Origin of the sequence: Agromyces sp. NPDC058126 (assembly GCF_042884595.1) — a bacterium.
Taxonomy (GTDB): domain Bacteria; phylum Actinomycetota; class Actinomycetes; order Actinomycetales; family Microbacteriaceae; genus Agromyces.
Map to the genome: position 1 here is coordinate 671558 of NZ_JBHVTS010000001.1, position 15021 is coordinate 686578.

The window sequence follows — 15021 nt, forward strand, 5'->3', positions numbered from 1 at the left end:
CGGCGCGCAGCGCAGCCGACACGTGCCGCCTCCCATCCGGACTTTCACCGTCGGTACCGGAATTCCACCGGTTCAACCGTGCACATTCGACCTTGCGATCGAACGCGCCCGGCTCGCGGACTGTCACCGCCGGCTCGGAATTACACCGACCCCGGAGCACGTTTCTCGTGTCGATTGTAGGTCAACGCACGGGACGCCGTCCTATTCCCGGTTCACCGGCCTTCGACCACGAGGTGGGATGGCGCGTGGCGGATCAGGCGGCGGGCTGCTCGACGAGGGCCCGGGCGGTGCCCTCGTCGACGATGAGGTCGGTGATGAGCCCGGCGGCGAGCGCCCCGCGGAGGCCGGCGAGCTTCGCGCGGCCCGAGACGACGCAGATGCGTCGCGGCGCACGCCGCAGGGTCGCGAAGTCGGGGCCGGTCGCGCGGGCGTTCAGTGCGATGCCGTCGGTCGAGCCGTCGGCGCGGTAGAACACCGTCGCGACGTCGCCGACCGCACCGTCGCGGCTCAGGTCCTCGTAGTCGGCGCGCTCGAGGTAGCCGCCCTGGTAGACGTGGCTCGGCACCTCGGCGAACGGCGAGCCGATGCCGAAGAGCGCGAGGTCGAGCCGGCCCTGGAGGTCGAGCAGGCGCTGCGTGGAGCGTTCGCGCCAGAACGCCTGCTTCGTGGCCGGCTCGTCGAAGAACGCGGGCACCGGGAACTGCTGCACGCGCGCCCCGAACGCGTCGCCGAACCGGCGCAGCAGCTCGCTCGCGTAGACGATGCCGGTCGTGCGCAGGTTGCCGGCGCCGTTCAGCTGCACGATCTCGGAGTTGTGCGTCGCCTTCGGCACGAGGTGCCGGCTCATCGCACCCATGGTCGATCCCCAGGCGAGGCCGACGGTGAGGTTCGAGTCGATGAAGCGGCCGAGAATCCGTGCAGCCGAGAGCGCGACGCGGTCGAGCCGGTCGACGTCGCTCGCGTGGTCGGGCACCGGGATGACGTGCGCCTGCACCTCGAAGCGCTCGAGGATCTCCTGCTCGATGCGGCTCGGGAGGTCGAGCGGGGAGTGGATCGAGATCTCGACGAGCCCGCTCGCGCGGGCGTGGCTGAGCAGCCGCGACACCGAGGAACGCGAGGTGTGCAGCTCGTGCGCGATGGCGTCCATCGTGAGGTCCTGCATGTAGTACAGGTGCGCTGCGCGCAGCGCGTCACGGGTCTTTCCCGGCACCGCCTCGTCGACGTCGATCGTCGCGAGGATCTCCTTGTCGATCATGGCTCCCACTCTGCACATATGTTCACGCGGCTTGCAAGTTCGTGCTGCCGTGTTCACGATGTATTCATCCACACCCGGCAGGCTCACGCAAGCCCGCCTTCTCCGAGAGGACAGCGATGTCAACGCAATCGACGAACCAGCACCGCCAGGAGCACCACGGCGGAGCACCGTCGACCCGGGAGGAGATCGCAGCCCTCCGCGCCCGCCCCGAGGCATCCGTGCTCGTGATCGGCGCCGGCATCAACGGCATCGCGACCTTCCGCGACCTCGCCCTGCAGGGCGTCGACGTCGTGCTCGTCGAGCGCGGCGACTTCGTCTCCGGCGCCTCCTCGGCCTCGTCGCACATGATCCACGGCGGCATCCGGTACCTCGAGAACGGCGAGTTCCGCCTCGTCAAGGAGTCGGTGGAGGAGCGCAACAGCCTCATCCGCATCGCGCCGCACTACGTCAAGCCGCTCGAGACGACCGTGCCGATCTTCTCGACCTTCTCCGGCATCCTCTCCGCGCCCCTGCGCTTCCTCACGCACAAGTCGGGCAAGCCCACCGAGCGCGGCGCCGCGCTCATCAAGGCCGGCCTCACGATCTACGACGCCTTCTCCCGCGACGGCGGCTCGGTGCCGCGCCACCGCTTCCACGGCCGGAAGCGCTCGCTCGCCGAGCTCCCCGCGCTGAACCCGGGCGTGAAGTACACCGCCACCTACTACGACGCGAGCATGCACGACCCCGAGCGCCTCGCCCTCGACGTGCTCTTCGACGGACTCGCGGCAGGGCCGCACGCCCGGGCCGCGAACTACCTCGAGGCGATCGGCCACGACGCCGCAGGCGTCCGCCTCCGCGACACGACCACAGGCGAGGAGTTCTCGATCGCGGCCGACGTCGTCGTGAACACCTCGGGCCCCTGGACCGACCTCACGAACGCCGAGCTCGGCCACGAGACCCGATACATGGGCGGCACCAAGGGCTCGCACATCGTGCTCGACCACCCCGAGCTGCACGCCGCCACCGCCGGACGCGAGATCTTCTTCGAGCACGAGGACGGGCGCATCGTGCTGATCTACCCGCTCAAGGGCAAGGTCATGGTCGGCACCACCGACCTCGAGCACGACATGCGCGAGCCCGCGATCTGCACCGAGGAGGAGGTCGACTACTTCTTCGACCTCATCGCGCACGTTTTCCCAGCGATCGCCGTCGACCGTTCGCAGATCGTCTACCGCTTCTCGGGCGTGCGCCCGCTGCCGCACCACGACGAGACGCAGCCGGGCTTCGTCTCGCGCGACTACCGCATCGAACGGGCGGATGCCACGGGCCGCCCCGGCACCACGGTGCTGAGCCTCGTCGGGGGCAAATGGACCACCTTCCGCGCGCTCGCCGAGCACCTCTCGGACGAGGTGCTCGCGCTCCTCGGCGCGGAGCGCACCGTGTCGACGAAGGGCCTCGCGATCGGCGGCGGAGCGGGCTACCCCGCGAACGACGACGCCCGTCGCGTCTGGCTCGTGTCGCACGGCGACGAGGTCGGCCGCCTCCGCGCCGACGAGCTGCTCGAACGCTACGGCACCCGCGCCGCCGCCTTCCTCGCCGAGGTCGAGGGCGAGCAGGACGAGCCGCTCGCGCACCACACCGGCTACAGCCGCCGCGAGATCGCCTGGCTCGCGCGGGGCGAGCGCGTCGTGCACCTGCAGGACCTGGTGCTGCGGCGCACGAGCATCGCGTTCACGGGTGCGCTGACCGCCGAGCTCCTCGCCGAACTCGGCGAGCTCGCGGGCGCCGTGCTCGGGTGGAGCGCCGAGCGTCGCGCCGAGGAGATCGCGGCGACCCGCACCCTGCTGGCCGAGCGCCACGGGGTCGCGATCGGCGAGCTCGCCGGCCTCGCGCCGGTCGAGTAGCTCCGCGTCTCGGACCCACCGTCGGTCGCGGCAGGGTGCGGTCGCGCCCGTGCGGCGGCCGATGGGGGCGGATCGAATCTGCACGGATGTGCACCCGGAAACGCCGTGCATCGGCCATTTCGGCGGATACGTTTCATCGGGGCCGATCGGCTCGCTCTCTCAGAAAGAAGGTCAACGTGGACAATCTCGGTCTCGTGTTCCTGTCGGAAGTCGTCGGCACGGCGATGCTGGTCCTGCTCGGCTGCGGCGTCGTCGCGAACGTCGCCCTCGCGAAGAACAAGGGCTTCGGCGGCGGGTTCCTCATGGTCAACATCGGCTGGGGCCTCGCGGTCTTCGCCGGCGTGATCGTGTCGTACGCCTCGGGCGCCCACCTCAACCCGGCCGTCACCCTCGGTCTCGTCGCGAACGGCGCCACCGAGTTCGGCAACGCCGCGGCGGGCATCCAGGTGCCCGTCGGCGCCGTCTCGGTGCTCACCTACATCGGCGCCCAGATGATCGGTGCCTTCCTCGGTGCGATCTTCTGCTGGCTCGCGTACAAGCAGCACTTCGACGCCGAGCCCGAGGCCGCCAACAAGCTCGGCGTGTTCTCGACCGGCCCCGCCATCCGCTCGTACGGCTGGAACCTCGTCACCGAGATCATCGGCACCTTCGTGCTCGTGTTCGTCATCATCGGCTTCACGAACGGCGGCACCCCCGCCGAGCTCGGCGCGATCCCCGTGGCCTTCCTCGTGATCGCGATCGGCGCCTCCCTCGGCGGCCCGACCGGCTATGCGATCAACCCGGCCCGTGACCTCGGCCCGCGCATCGCGCACGCCATCCTGCCGATCAAGGGCAAGGGCGGCAGTGACTGGTCGTACTCGTGGGTGCCGGTCGTCGGCCCGATCATCGGCGGCGTGCTCGCCGGCCTCGCCGCGGTTCCGCTGCTCCCGATCCTCGGCTGAGCCCGAGGCATCCACCCCTCACCCCTCACCATTCACTGACAGCAACGGAGTTCTCAGATGGCTGACTACGTACTCGCGATCGACCAGGGCACGACCTCGTCGCGCGCGATCATCTTCGACAAGGCCGGATCGATCGTCTCGACCGGGCAACTGGAGCACGAGCAGATCTTCCCCAAGGCGGGCTGGGTCGAGCACGACGCCGCCGAGATCTGGCGCAACACGGGCGAGGTGATCGGCCAGGCCCTCGGCAAGGCGAACCTCACCCGTCACGACATCGCCGCGGTCGGCATCACCAACCAGCGCGAGACCACCGTCGTGTGGGACAAGACGACCGGCGAGCCGGTCTACAACGCGATCGTCTGGCAGGACACCCGCACGCAGTCGATCGTCGACCGCCTCGCGGCCGACGGCGGCGTCGAGCGCTTCAAGGCGAAGGTGGGCCTGCCGCTCGCGACCTACTTCTCGGGCACCAAGGTCGTCTGGATCCTCGAGAACGTGCCGGGCGCGCGTGAGAAGGCCGAGGCCGGCGACCTGCTCTTCGGCACGACCGACAGCTGGGTGCTCTGGAACCTGACCGGCGGTGTCGACGGCGGCGTGCACGCGACGGATGTCACGAACGCGAGCCGCACGATGTTCATGGACCTCGAGACCCTGCAGTGGGACGACGAGATCCTCGGCATCTTCGGGGTTCCCCGCTCGATGCTCCCCGAGATCAAGTCGTCGTCGGAGGTCTACGGCACCGCGAACGAGCACTCGCTGCTGCGGGAGACCCCCATCTCCGGCATCCTCGGCGACCAGCAGGCCGCGACCTTCGGCCAGGCGGCGTTCGCGACCGGCGAGGCGAAGAACACCTACGGCACCGGCAACTTCCTCATCTTCAACACGGGCGAGGAGATCGTCCACTCGAAGAACGGCCTGCTCACGACCGTCGGCTACAAGCTCGGCGACCAGCCGGTGCACTACGCGCTCGAGGGCTCGATCGCCGTCACCGGTTCGCTGATCCAGTGGCTGCGCGACAACCTCGGGCTCATCTCCTCGGCCGCCGAGGTCGAGGAGCTCGCGAAGTCGGTCGAGGACAACGGCGGCGCGTACTTCGTGCCCGCCTTCTCGGGCCTGTTCGCGCCGTACTGGCGGCCCGACGCCCGCGGCGCCCTCGTCGGCCTCACTCGCTTCGTGAACAAGGGCCACATCGCCCGCGCCGCGCTCGAGGCGATCGCGTTCCAGACGCGCGACGTGATCGAGGCCGTGAACGCCGACGCCGGCGTCGACCTGACCGAGCTGCGCGTCGACGGCGGCGCCACCGCGAACGACACCCTGCTGCAGTTCCAGGCCGACATCCTCGGGGTGCCGGTCGTGCGCCCGGTCGTCGCCGAGACGACCGCGCTCGGCGCGGCGTACGCGGCCGGCCTCGCGGTCGGCTTCTGGTCGAGCCTCGACGAGCTCGCCCAGAACTGGCAGGAGGACAAGCGCTGGACCCCGTCGATGGACGAGGCCGAGCGTGCGCGACTCGACCGCAACTGGAAGAAGGCCGTCTCGAAGACCCTCGACTGGGTCGACGAGGACGTCCTCTGATCTGAAGCACGTCCACCGCGGGTTACGGTGGATTCACGGGCCGGGCGCATGGGGGTGCGCTCGGCCCGTCTTCGTCGTGCGGGTCGCTGATGCGGCCCGAGCCCGCGGGCGAGGGTCGCTCGGGCGCGTCGCCGTCTCCGGCGCTTCAGCCTCGCAGGCGCGGCGCGAGCGCCGCGGGAAGCTCGTCGAGCGAGGCGATCTCGATGACGCCGGCCGCCGCGGCCTCGGCAGCCTCGTCGGCGCTCGGCTCCACGCCGAACCGGTTCAGCCAGACACCGACGAGTCCGGCCCGTGCCGCACCGATCGCGTCGGTCGCCAGGCGATCACCGACGTAGGCGGCCCGGGAGACCGGACGCTCCGCGGCGAACCGGGCGACCGCGAGCTCGAAGATCTCGGAGTCGGGCTTCGTGACGCCGACGGCGCCGGAGGCGATCACGTGCCCGAAGCGCTCGCGGATGCCGAGGCGGTCGAGCTTGGCGAGCTGGAAGTCGAGTTCGCCGTTCGTGATGATGCCGATGCGCACCTCGGGGATCTCGTCGCCGAGGCGATCGATGGCCGGCAGCGCATCGGCGTGCAGGGTCCACGACTCGCGGTAGCGCTCGAAGTAGCGGTCGAACCACGCCCCGGCCGCGAGTTCGTCGAGCTCGTCGCCGTGCGCGAGGGCGAAGTCGCGGGCGCGGGCCCGCCGCTGCCCCTCGAAGGTCAGTCGCCCGGCGAGGTACTCGTGGTAGTGCTCCTCTTCGAGCTCGTGCCAGAGCTGCTGCGCGGGTGCATCGTCGCCGACGTATGCGCGCTCGCGCATGTGGAGGGCGATGCCGGTCGCGACCGCCTCGCGATGGGCCATCAGCGTGTCGTCGAGGTCGAACAGCACGAGGGGCGATGCTGGGCTCACCGTCGGCGTCGCGGCCGTCTCCGCAGGGTCGGCGGCGTCGTCGGACGAGGTCATGCCGCGCCGCCGAGGAGCGGCGCCCAGCTCTCGAGGGCGTTGGCCGCAGGGATGCGGCCGCGCTCGGCGGACCAACCCTCGAGGTCGGTTCCGTCACGCCCCGGCACGGTCGTCGCGGCCGTCGTCGTGTTGCGGAATCCGCCGGCCCGGGCGACCATCGCCGAGGCGACGTTGCCCGCGTTCGCGCGCCAGGTGACCGTCTCGGTGCGGGGCAGCTCGGCGAAGGCCCACTCGCACACCGCGGCGAGGGCTTCGGCCGTGTACGCCGACCCGCGATGCTCGGCACCGAGCCAGAAGCCCACCTCGCGGCCGTCGGCACGGAGACTGATCACGCCGAGCAGCGGGCCACCCGATTCGGTGCGGATCGCCCAGGTGAGCTCGCTGCCCGTCTGCCACGCCGAGGGCACATGCTCCGTGAGGAATCCTCTCGCATGCGTCTCGGTGTACGGCCACGGCGTGGTGAGGAACTGCTCGAAGAGCGGGTCCGTGCAGTACTCGGCGACGCGCACGACATCGCCCTCGACCGGGAGGTCGAGCACGAGTCGTGCGGTACGCAGGACCACGGGCTGCATGGTCAGCGCACGCGCCGGAGGAAGCCGATGCGGTCGTAAACCGTCGCGAGCGTTGCCTCGGCGACCTCGCTCGCGCGGTCGGCATTGACGCCGAGCAGGCGGTCGAGCTCGGCGGGGTCGTCGAGCAGTTCGAGCGCCCGTGCCCGGATGGGTTCGAACTCGGCGACGACGACCTCGGCGAGCGCCTTCTTGAAGTCGCCGTAGCCGCGGCCCGCGAACTCCTGCTCGAGCTCGGGGATGCTGCGGCCCGAGAGCACGGAGAAGATCGTGAGCAGGTTCGAGACGCCGGGCTTGTGCTCGCGGTCGAAGCGGACCTCGCCGTCGGTGTCGGTGACGGCGCGCATGATCTTCTTCGCGGTGACCGAGGGCTCGTCGAGCATCCACAGGATGCCCGCCGGCGTGTCGCCCGACTTCGACATCTTCGACGTCGGGTTCTGCAGGTCGTAGATGCGTGCGGTCTCGCGCTGGATCGCCGGCTCGGGCAGCACGAAGGTGCCGGCGCCGAAGCGGGCGTTGAACCGGGTCGCGAGGTCGCGGGTGAGTTCGACGTGCTGCTTCTGGTCGTCGCCGACCGGGACGATCTCGGTCTGGTAGAGGAGGATGTCGGCCGCCATGAGGACGGGGTAGGCGAAGAGGCCGACGCTGGTCGCGTCAGCACCCTGCTTCTGCGACTTGTCCTTGAACTGGGTCATGCGCCCGGCCTCGCCGAAGCCCGTGATGGTGTTGAGCACCCATGCCAGCTCGGCATGCGCGGGCACGTGCGACTGCACGTACAGGGTCGAGCTCGACGGGTCGATGCCGGCGGCGATGTACTGCGCCGCGGTGCGGCGGGTCTTCTCGCGGAGCTCGGCAGGGTCCTGCGCCACGGTGATGGCGTGCATGTCGACGACCGAGAAGAAGGCGTCGTGCGTGGACTGCAGCTCCTTCCACTGGAGGAGGGCGCCGATGTAGTTGCCGGCGTGAAGCGAGTCGGCGGAAGGCTGCATGCCCGAGTAGAGGCGGGGCTTCTGCGTCATGGGGAGTTCCTTCGAAGTTTGCGGCCGCGGTGCGGCAGGGTCAGATGGCGTAGTCGACGACGACGGGGGCGTGGTCGGACCATCGCTGGTCGTACGCGGCCGCCCGGTCGATCGTGTAGCGCTGCACCGTCGCCGCGAGCGCGGGCGTCGCGAGCTGGTAGTCGATGCGCCAGCCGGTGTCGGTGTCGAACGCCTTGCCTCGCTGCGACCACCAGGTGTACGGCCCGGGCACCTCGCCCGCGTCGCGGCGGCCGAGGTCGACCCAGCCGAGCCCGGCGCCCGCGTTGTAGGCCTCGTCGCCCTCGGCGCCGACGAAGCGGTCGAAGTACGCGCGCTCCTCGGGCAGGAAGCCGGCGCGCTTGACGTTGCCCTTCCAGTTCTTGATGTCGAGGGTGCGGTGACCGACGTTGAGGTCGCCCACGACGACCGCGAGCTCGGAGTGCTCGGCGAGCTTCGGCAGGCGCTCGACCATCGCGTCGAGGAACTTGAACTTCTCGACCTGCTTCGGCGTGTCGACCTCGCCCGAGTGCACGTAGGCCGAGACGACGGTGATGACGCGGTCGCCGACCTCGTAGTCGGCCTCGAGCCAGCGCCCGGCGGTGTCGAAGTCGGTGGCGCCGAGCTCGACGCGGTGGATGTGGGCGCGGCGTCGGCTGGCGATCGCGACCCCGGCGCGACCCTTCGCGGTCGCCGGGTCGTGCAGGATGTCCCATTCGTCGCCGAGCAGGCCCTGCAGGTCTTCGGTCGAGGCGCGGACCTCTTGAAGGGCGAGAATGTCGACGTCGCGGCCGGCGAGCCACTCGCCCATGCCCTTGCGGAATGCGGCTCGCACTCCGTTCACGTTGACGCTGGCGAGACGGAGGGGCTTCGCGGAGGGCATGCCCTCGATCCTACGGGAGCCCCCCGACACCGTTCGTCGTCCCAGGGCCGCCGTCCGCTTCGAGCTCGGCGAGCTCCTGCTCGGCCCGCGCCAGCCGGCGCTTGGCCGGCAGACGGTCGAACCAGTTCGCCGCGGCGAGCTCGTTGCGGGCCTCCCGCACCCGCACGCGCGCCGCGGTCAGGATCGCCTCCCGCTCGCGCTCCCTCGCCTCCTGGGCGAGCTGCTCGGGAGTCACCTTCCGGAGCGTCTCGTGCGCATCCGCGGCCTCGACGGCGATCCAACTCGCGGCGACGAGGATCACGATGCTCGCGAGGTGGAACCAGAGGAGCAGCGCGATGAAGACGGCGAACGTCGCGAGCAGCGGGTTGCGACTCGCGCTCGACACGAGAAGCCCGCTGAGCATCTGCATCGCGGAGAGCGCACCGGAGCCGAGGAGCGAGCCGACCCACATCCGGCGCCACGGCATCGCCGCACCCGAGAGGAACCGGAACATCACCGCGAGGGCGAGCGTGTCGATCACGAACACGACGACGATCGCGCCCGCCTGCACGAGGAACGCCTCCCAGCCGCCCGCGTCCTCGATGCCGAGCGAACTGAACACCCATGAGATGAACGAGGTGGTCGCCACCGACAGCACGGAGGCGAAGATGAGCACGGCGCCGAAGCCGAATCCGGCCAGGAAGTCCCTCGCCTTGAGCAGCACGTACGCCCGGGTGTCCTTCGGCAGCCCGAAGATCGAGCGCACCGAGAGCCTGGCGTAGGTGATCCAGCCGATGGCCGTCCAGATGAGGCCGATGACGGCGATGGCACCGGTCCACCCGAGCACGCCTGCGCTCGCCTGCGCGATCTGGGTGAGCTCGTCGTCGGAGATGACGGCCTCGTCGCCGGAACCGACGAGCCCGGGCGCATAGGTGTTCACCAGCGTGATGAACGCATCCATCGTCTCCTGGTTGCTCGTGAGCCAGATGCCGGCGACGGCGAACACGACGTAGATCGCGGCGAAGCTCGCGAACAGCGCCTGGTAGCTCAGCCCGGCCGAGAGGATGAAGCCGTTCCGCGCGAGGAAGTGCCGCCACACCCGGACCGGGAAGAGCGCCATCGTCTTCTGGGTGAGCGTGTTGACCCTGCTGATCGGCTCCTCGAAGCGTTCGAGGATGGGCTGGCTCACGGCGTCGAAGCGCTCCTTCGCGGAGGGCGGGCGGCCGTCGAGATCGAGCGGGTCGGCCGCCGACTGCACGTCGGACTTCGCCGCTCCGTGTGGAGGTCTCGACCCGCGCTCGCTCACGCTCCAACCCTAGCGATCGGGGCGGGGACCGAGGCGGAGGCGCTCGAGGGTCGGTCCGCGCCCGGAAGCCCTCGCCCCGGGCGACGGTCTTCGCCTGTCGTCACGGCCTCGAACCCCCGGTCGCCGGATCGCGGGATCGCCGGATCGCGGGCGAAGCATGTCGGCCTTTCGGGGGACATCGCCACCGCGATCCCGTCGGTGCGTCATCGCCGAGAACGGCGCCGAGAAGCGGGACGGAGCGGATCGGCGGAGACCTGCGCGGCTCGTGCCGTACCCCGCGAACTGGGGGACACCAGGTGGTGAGAATTCCTTGAAATCGGCCGAAACGTGCGAGGAGACTGGTGCCGCCGAGTTGAGAGATTCTCGATTCGGCCTGACCGCACCCGAACGTGGAGTCTGAAATGCACCGCAAACTGCGCACTCGTTCCGCTGCTCGAACCGAAGAATCGGCGGCCCCGCCGCCACCGCGGATCAGGGCGATGCTCGCGGCGCTGACGGTCGGTGCGCTGGTTGTCTTCAGCGCTCCGACGCTCGCCGCGGCCGACGAACTCGCGACGCCGCCGGCGGCGGGCGACGAGGCGGTCGTGCAGGCCGAGGAGGCGACGGCGGAACCCGAGGCCCCGCCCGCGGAGACCGCGCCGCCGACGGAGGAGGCGCCCCCCGCCGAGGAGGAGACGCCCCCCGCCGAGGAGGCCGCGCCCCCCGCTGAGGAGACCGCCCCGCCCGAGGAGCAGCCCGTGGAGGAGCCGCCCGCTGAGCAACCGGTCGCAGCCCCCGAGGCGGCCCCGGCGCCCGCGCCCGTCGACTGCATGGCGATCCCGATCGGCAACGACGACCGGAGCGCGCGCGACGCGTGCCTGGCCGAGCAGCAGGCGGGCCTGCGGAGCCTCGCCGCCACTGACTCGCCGGAGCCGGCGTCCAACCCGGATCTGCCCGACAGCTGCGGACTCGACTTCGCCCTCGTGCTCGACAAGTCGGGCTCGATCGGCGACGGCGGCATCGCGGACCTGAAGGACGCCGCCGACGCGTTCACCGAGGCGTTGAAGGACACGGGCTCCGAGGTCTCGGTCACGGCGTTCGACCAGGACGCGAACCTGCTGCAGTCGGCGATCGCGCTCACGAGTGCGAACCTCGCGACGATCCAGGGCTCCTACAGCGGACTGGGCTCCGACGGCTGGACGAACTGGAAGCGCGGCCTCGAGGTCGGCCTCGGCTCGTTCGGCGGGTTCAGCGACCCGCCCGTCGAGCTCACCATCGTGATCACCGACGGCAATCCGAACACGGTCGACCCCGACAACGGGGGCGAGTTCCCCGACGGCTCCCCGGGGGCGCTCGACCCGGCGATCCTCCAGGCCAACGCCATCAAGGGCACCCCGTCGCACGTCTTCGTCGTCGCGGTCGGGCCCAACGTCTCACTCGGTCCGATCGAGTCGATCTCGGGCGGAACCGAGTTCGACGGATCGAACATCGCGACGGCCGACTACATGACGTCGACGAACTACTCGAGCCTCGCCGATGACCTCCAGCTCGTCGCCAAGGCGCTCTGCGGCGGCAACGTCGTCATCCACAAGCAGGTCGGGGCGGCGTTCCCCGGCGTCGCAGGCGGGGCGGGCTGGGAGTTCTCGACCGCCACCTCCGACGTCGACCCGACGAGCGACACCACGGATGCCTCCAGCCAGACCGACCCCTACGAGGTGACCGGTTTCGCGGTGGAGCCCGACCCGCCGGCGCGCCAGGTCGTGTTCTCCGAGACGGCGAACGGCGGCAGCGTCCTGACGGGCGCCCGATGCGGCACCTCGCCGAATCTCGAGGACGCGGTCGCGGTGCCGTTCGACACGGGCGCCCGGACCTTCACGGCCACCGTCGAGAAGGAGGAGACGACCCACTGCTGGGTGCTGAACACCTTCGCGCCGAGGTGGCTCGCGTGGAAGACGGTCGATCCGGCCGACGGTTCGACCGTCGAACCGGGGCAGGACGTCACCTACACCCTGCACGCGCAGAACGACGGCGTCGTGCCGGTGACGGGCGCGGAGCTCGTCGACGACCTGAGCGACGTGCTCGATGACGCGACAATCCAATTGCCGCTCCCGGCTGGTGCCGATCTCGTGGGGACCGCGCTGACCTGGTCGATCCCGGATCTCGGTCCGGGCGACACCGCAACCCTCTCGTTCACCGTGCAGGTCCACGATGACGCCTTCAACAGGGTGCTCGTGAACGTGGTCACGCCCGGCGACAACGGGCGATGCCCCGAGGACGTGAAGTCGGCGGCGCCCGTCGACGACTGCACCACGCACAACCCGACGCCCGACATCGCGATCGACAAGAACGTCGTGCAGACCGACCTCGATGTGGCGACCGGCGAGTGGACGCTCGGCTACACGCTCGACGTCGAGAACACGGGGCACGTCGACACGGCCTACGACCTGTCGGATGCCACGGACTTCGGCGCCGGCATGACGATCTCGGCCATCGAGTACTGGGAGCCGGGTGAGGATCCGACCCTTCCGGGGCATTCGCTGACCGGCCCGTTCGATCCGGTCGCCGAGTACCTGCTGGCCACCGACGTGCCCATCGCGGTCGGCGCCACCGACAGCTGGCTCATCCGCGTCACCGCGACCATCGACGACGACGGCATGCCCGAGTACGGCTGCGACGGCGAAGATGGCGGCGGATTCTCGAACACCGGCATCGTCACGATCGGCACGGGGTCGAAGGAGGACACCGCCTGCGACGCCCCCGGGCGCCTGACGCTCATCAAGACCGTCGACAACGAGCAGGTCCAGGACATCCCGGACTTCCCGCTCGCGGTGCCGAGCGACTGGCTGCTGAAGGCCGAGGGCCCGGTCACCGTCGAGGACCCTGGCGCCGACGAGCCCGGCACGAGCTACCTCGTGCCGACCGGATGGTACGACCTCAGTGAGCGGCCGAACCCCGACTCCGACAACCCCTACATCGACGACGGCACCTACGTGCCCGGCGAGTGGGTGTGCGACGACGAGGGCGGGAACGAGGAGCTCCAGAAGGCGGAGTCCGACGGCGAGGTCTTCGTGCCCGCCGGCGGCGAGGCAACGTGCAGCATCGTGAACACCGCGGATCCGGCCGACCTCGGCATCGTGAAGGACTACGAGCTGCCGGAGGGCGTCGAGGCGATCGACAACACCGACCCCGAGGCATCCGAGTTCTGGTTCACCCTGACGGTGACGAACCACGGACCCGACGTGCCGGGCGCGCTCGTGACCGACACGCTGCCCGACACGCTCGAGGTGATCAGCGGCATCGAGATCGACCCCGTCGATCCGAACTGGACCGCGTCCTTCGCGGGCAACGAGTTCTCGGCCGAGTACAGCGGCGTGTACGCCGCCGGTTCGGTCACCGAGTTCCGGTTCCAGGTGCGGTTCCTCGGCGAGCCGATCGGGCCGCTGCCCGAGAACCCGGAGGTGCCGCCCGAGCCGGTGCCGGCCGAGCCCGTCGTGAACGAGGCGTGCGTCGCCATCGTCGTGCCGGACACCGAGCCGCCGGCGGACGCCGCCGCGCTCGCCGCAGTCGACGACCCGGTGCTGCCGGTCACCGACGCGAACCCCGCCAACGACTGCGACGACACCACGGTGCCGACGAAGGCCATGCAGGCGAACGCCTACGTGCAGTGCATCAACGACGTGCCGTGGCTCTACCACAACGTCATGACGGCCGGACCCGTGACCCCGTCGGACATCACCGTCACGTGGACGCCCGACCCGGTGTTTTACCCCGACGCGGAGCCGATCGTCATGACGATCCCGTGGGAGGAGCGCAACGGCCGGCTCCTGTGGCCGTACGGCGAGGTGAACGACGAGGGCATCTCGATCGGCTGGCCGGGATGGCGCCTGGCCGAGCCGGGGGACGTCGTCGGAGAGGGCACGATCGTCGACTCGTGGGAGAACATGGTGAAGGACTCGTCGCTTCCGAGCTACGCGTTCGCCGACCAGCTCCACCCGATGACGATCACCTTCGAGATCAACCCGAGCCAGTCGGTGCTCGCGGTCTACCCGCAGGCGACCCCCGCCTGCGCGGTGACCCGAGAGGCCGGGCCGTTGATCGAGAAGACCTCGAGCGTGACCACGGCGAAGCCGGGCGACACGTTCGACTACACCCTGTCGGTCACCAACCCGGGCCTCGGCTCGACCAAGGCGATGGAGCTCTTCGACGAGATCCCGGCCGACCTCAAGGTGAACTCGATCACCACGCCGCCGGCCCCCGCGTTCCCCCGTTGGGACGACTGCGAGGTCACCGGCAAGGACTCGGCCGGCTACGGCGGCACGCTGCACTGCATCCTGAACGGGCAGATCGGCGGTACGAGGCCGGATGCCCCTGATGTGGTGCTCTCCGTCACGCTGAATCCGAAGTCGAACTCGTCGAGCATCGTCAACACCGGTGAGATCTGCTGGAACGACCTGCCCGACGACCAGACGGCGGCGGCAGCCGAGGGTGCGATCCCGCTCGATCCGGCGGAGCCGATCCTCTGCGACGACTCCTCGGTCACGGTGACCGTGCCCGGCTCGTCGATCGCGAGCACCGGCTTCGCGGGCGGCCCGTTCGTCTGGATCGCGACCGGAATGCTCCTCGTGGGCGGCGTCGCCGTCGCCTGGGTCGTGATCCGGCGCCGCCGCGCCGGGGGAGTGTAGGCGGTTCGGG

General features: G+C 70.3%; 10 protein-coding genes and 1 riboswitch. Of the genes, 4 read left to right on the plus strand and 6 right to left on the minus strand.

Annotation, left to right across the window (positions count from 1 at the left end; translation table 11 throughout):
- Positions 1 to 18: 18 nt before the first annotated feature.
- Positions 19 to 164, minus strand: a riboswitch (FMN riboswitch).
- Positions 165 to 253: 89 nt separating this feature from the next.
- On the minus strand, positions 254 to 1255 hold the full coding sequence (locus ACFVTR_RS03085) for a sugar-binding transcriptional regulator (RefSeq protein WP_387034636.1): 1002 nt from the start codon (positions 1253 to 1255) through the stop codon (positions 254 to 256).
- 116 nt (positions 1256 to 1371) lie between these two features.
- Here ACFVTR_RS03085 and ACFVTR_RS03090 point away from each other — a divergent pair, with 116 nt between their 5' ends.
- From ACFVTR_RS03090 to glpK, 3 genes are all read left to right on the plus strand, one after another.
- A complete protein-coding gene (locus tag ACFVTR_RS03090; RefSeq protein ID WP_387034638.1) occupies positions 1372 to 3138 on the plus strand; it encodes an FAD-dependent oxidoreductase in 1767 nt (588 codons plus the stop codon).
- 224 nt (positions 3139 to 3362) lie between these two features.
- The gene (locus ACFVTR_RS03095) at positions 3363 to 4079 is read left to right on the plus strand and encodes an MIP/aquaporin family protein (protein WP_376942460.1); all 717 of its coding nucleotides are present in this window, start codon (positions 3363 to 3365) and stop codon (positions 4077 to 4079) included.
- Positions 4080 to 4136: 57 nt separating this feature from the next.
- Positions 4137 to 5651 carry a glycerol kinase GlpK gene (gene glpK / locus ACFVTR_RS03100; RefSeq protein ID WP_387034639.1) on the plus strand — a complete coding sequence of 505 codons (1515 nt, stop codon included), beginning with the start codon at positions 4137 to 4139 and terminating at the stop codon, positions 5649 to 5651.
- 145 nt (positions 5652 to 5796) lie between these two features.
- Here the strand turns inward: glpK and ACFVTR_RS03105 are convergent, their stop codons facing one another.
- From ACFVTR_RS03105 to ACFVTR_RS03125, 5 genes are read right to left on the minus strand one after another with little or no spacing between them, the layout of a single operon-like run.
- Positions 5797 to 6597, minus strand: a complete 801-nt coding sequence (locus ACFVTR_RS03105) for an HAD family hydrolase (protein ID WP_387034641.1) — start codon at positions 6595 to 6597, stop codon at positions 5797 to 5799.
- Positions 6594 to 7160 carry a GNAT family N-acetyltransferase gene (locus ACFVTR_RS03110; protein ID WP_387034643.1) on the minus strand — a complete coding sequence of 189 codons (567 nt, stop codon included), beginning with the start codon at positions 7158 to 7160 and terminating at the stop codon, positions 6594 to 6596. Before ACFVTR_RS03110 ends, ACFVTR_RS03105 begins: the two co-directional genes overlap by 4 nt.
- 11 nt (positions 7161 to 7171) lie before the next feature.
- Positions 7172 to 8185, minus strand: coding sequence for a tryptophan--tRNA ligase (trpS, locus tag ACFVTR_RS03115; RefSeq protein ID WP_387034644.1), 1014 nt, complete (start codon positions 8183 to 8185; stop codon positions 7172 to 7174).
- A 40-nt stretch (positions 8186 to 8225) separates the two neighbouring features.
- Positions 8226 to 9065: an exodeoxyribonuclease III gene (locus tag ACFVTR_RS03120; RefSeq protein WP_387034646.1), complete on the minus strand. Its 840-nt coding sequence runs from the start codon at positions 9063 to 9065 to the stop codon at positions 8226 to 8228.
- Positions 9066 to 9075: 10 nt separating this feature from the next.
- Complete coding sequence (locus ACFVTR_RS03125; protein WP_387034648.1) at positions 9076 to 10350, minus strand: YhjD/YihY/BrkB family envelope integrity protein; 1275 nt, start codon at positions 10348 to 10350, stop codon at positions 9076 to 9078.
- 479 nt (positions 10351 to 10829) lie between these two features.
- On the opposite strand from ACFVTR_RS03125, the gene ACFVTR_RS03130 reads away from it, so the two are divergent.
- Positions 10830 to 15011 (plus strand): hypothetical protein, encoded by a 4182-nt coding sequence (locus tag ACFVTR_RS03130; protein WP_387034650.1) that lies wholly within the window; start codon positions 10830 to 10832, stop codon positions 15009 to 15011.
- Positions 15012 to 15021: the final 10 nt, after the last annotated feature.

Bases quoted from the DNA above. Each gene is read 5' to 3' on its own strand.
- ACFVTR_RS03085 (WP_387034636.1), bottom strand. From the start codon at position 1,255: ATGATCGACAAGGAGATCCTCGCGACGATCGACGTCGACGAGGCGGTG.
- ACFVTR_RS03090 (WP_387034638.1), top strand. From the start codon at position 1,372: ATGTCAACGCAATCGACGAACCAGCACCGCCAGGAGCACCACGGCGGA.
- ACFVTR_RS03095 (WP_376942460.1), top strand. From the start codon at position 3,363: ATGCTGGTCCTGCTCGGCTGCGGCGTCGTCGCGAACGTCGCCCTCGCG.
- glpK (WP_387034639.1), top strand. From the start codon at position 4,137: ATGGCTGACTACGTACTCGCGATCGACCAGGGCACGACCTCGTCGCGC.
- ACFVTR_RS03105 (WP_387034641.1), bottom strand. From the start codon at position 6,597: ATGACCTCGTCCGACGACGCCGCCGACCCTGCGGAGACGGCCGCGACG.
- trpS (WP_387034644.1), bottom strand. From the start codon at position 8,185: ATGACGCAGAAGCCCCGCCTCTACTCGGGCATGCAGCCTTCCGCCGAC.
- ACFVTR_RS03120 (WP_387034646.1), bottom strand. From the start codon at position 9,065: ATGCCCTCCGCGAAGCCCCTCCGTCTCGCCAGCGTCAACGTGAACGGA.
- ACFVTR_RS03130 (WP_387034650.1), top strand. From the start codon at position 10,830: ATGCTCGCGGCGCTGACGGTCGGTGCGCTGGTTGTCTTCAGCGCTCCG.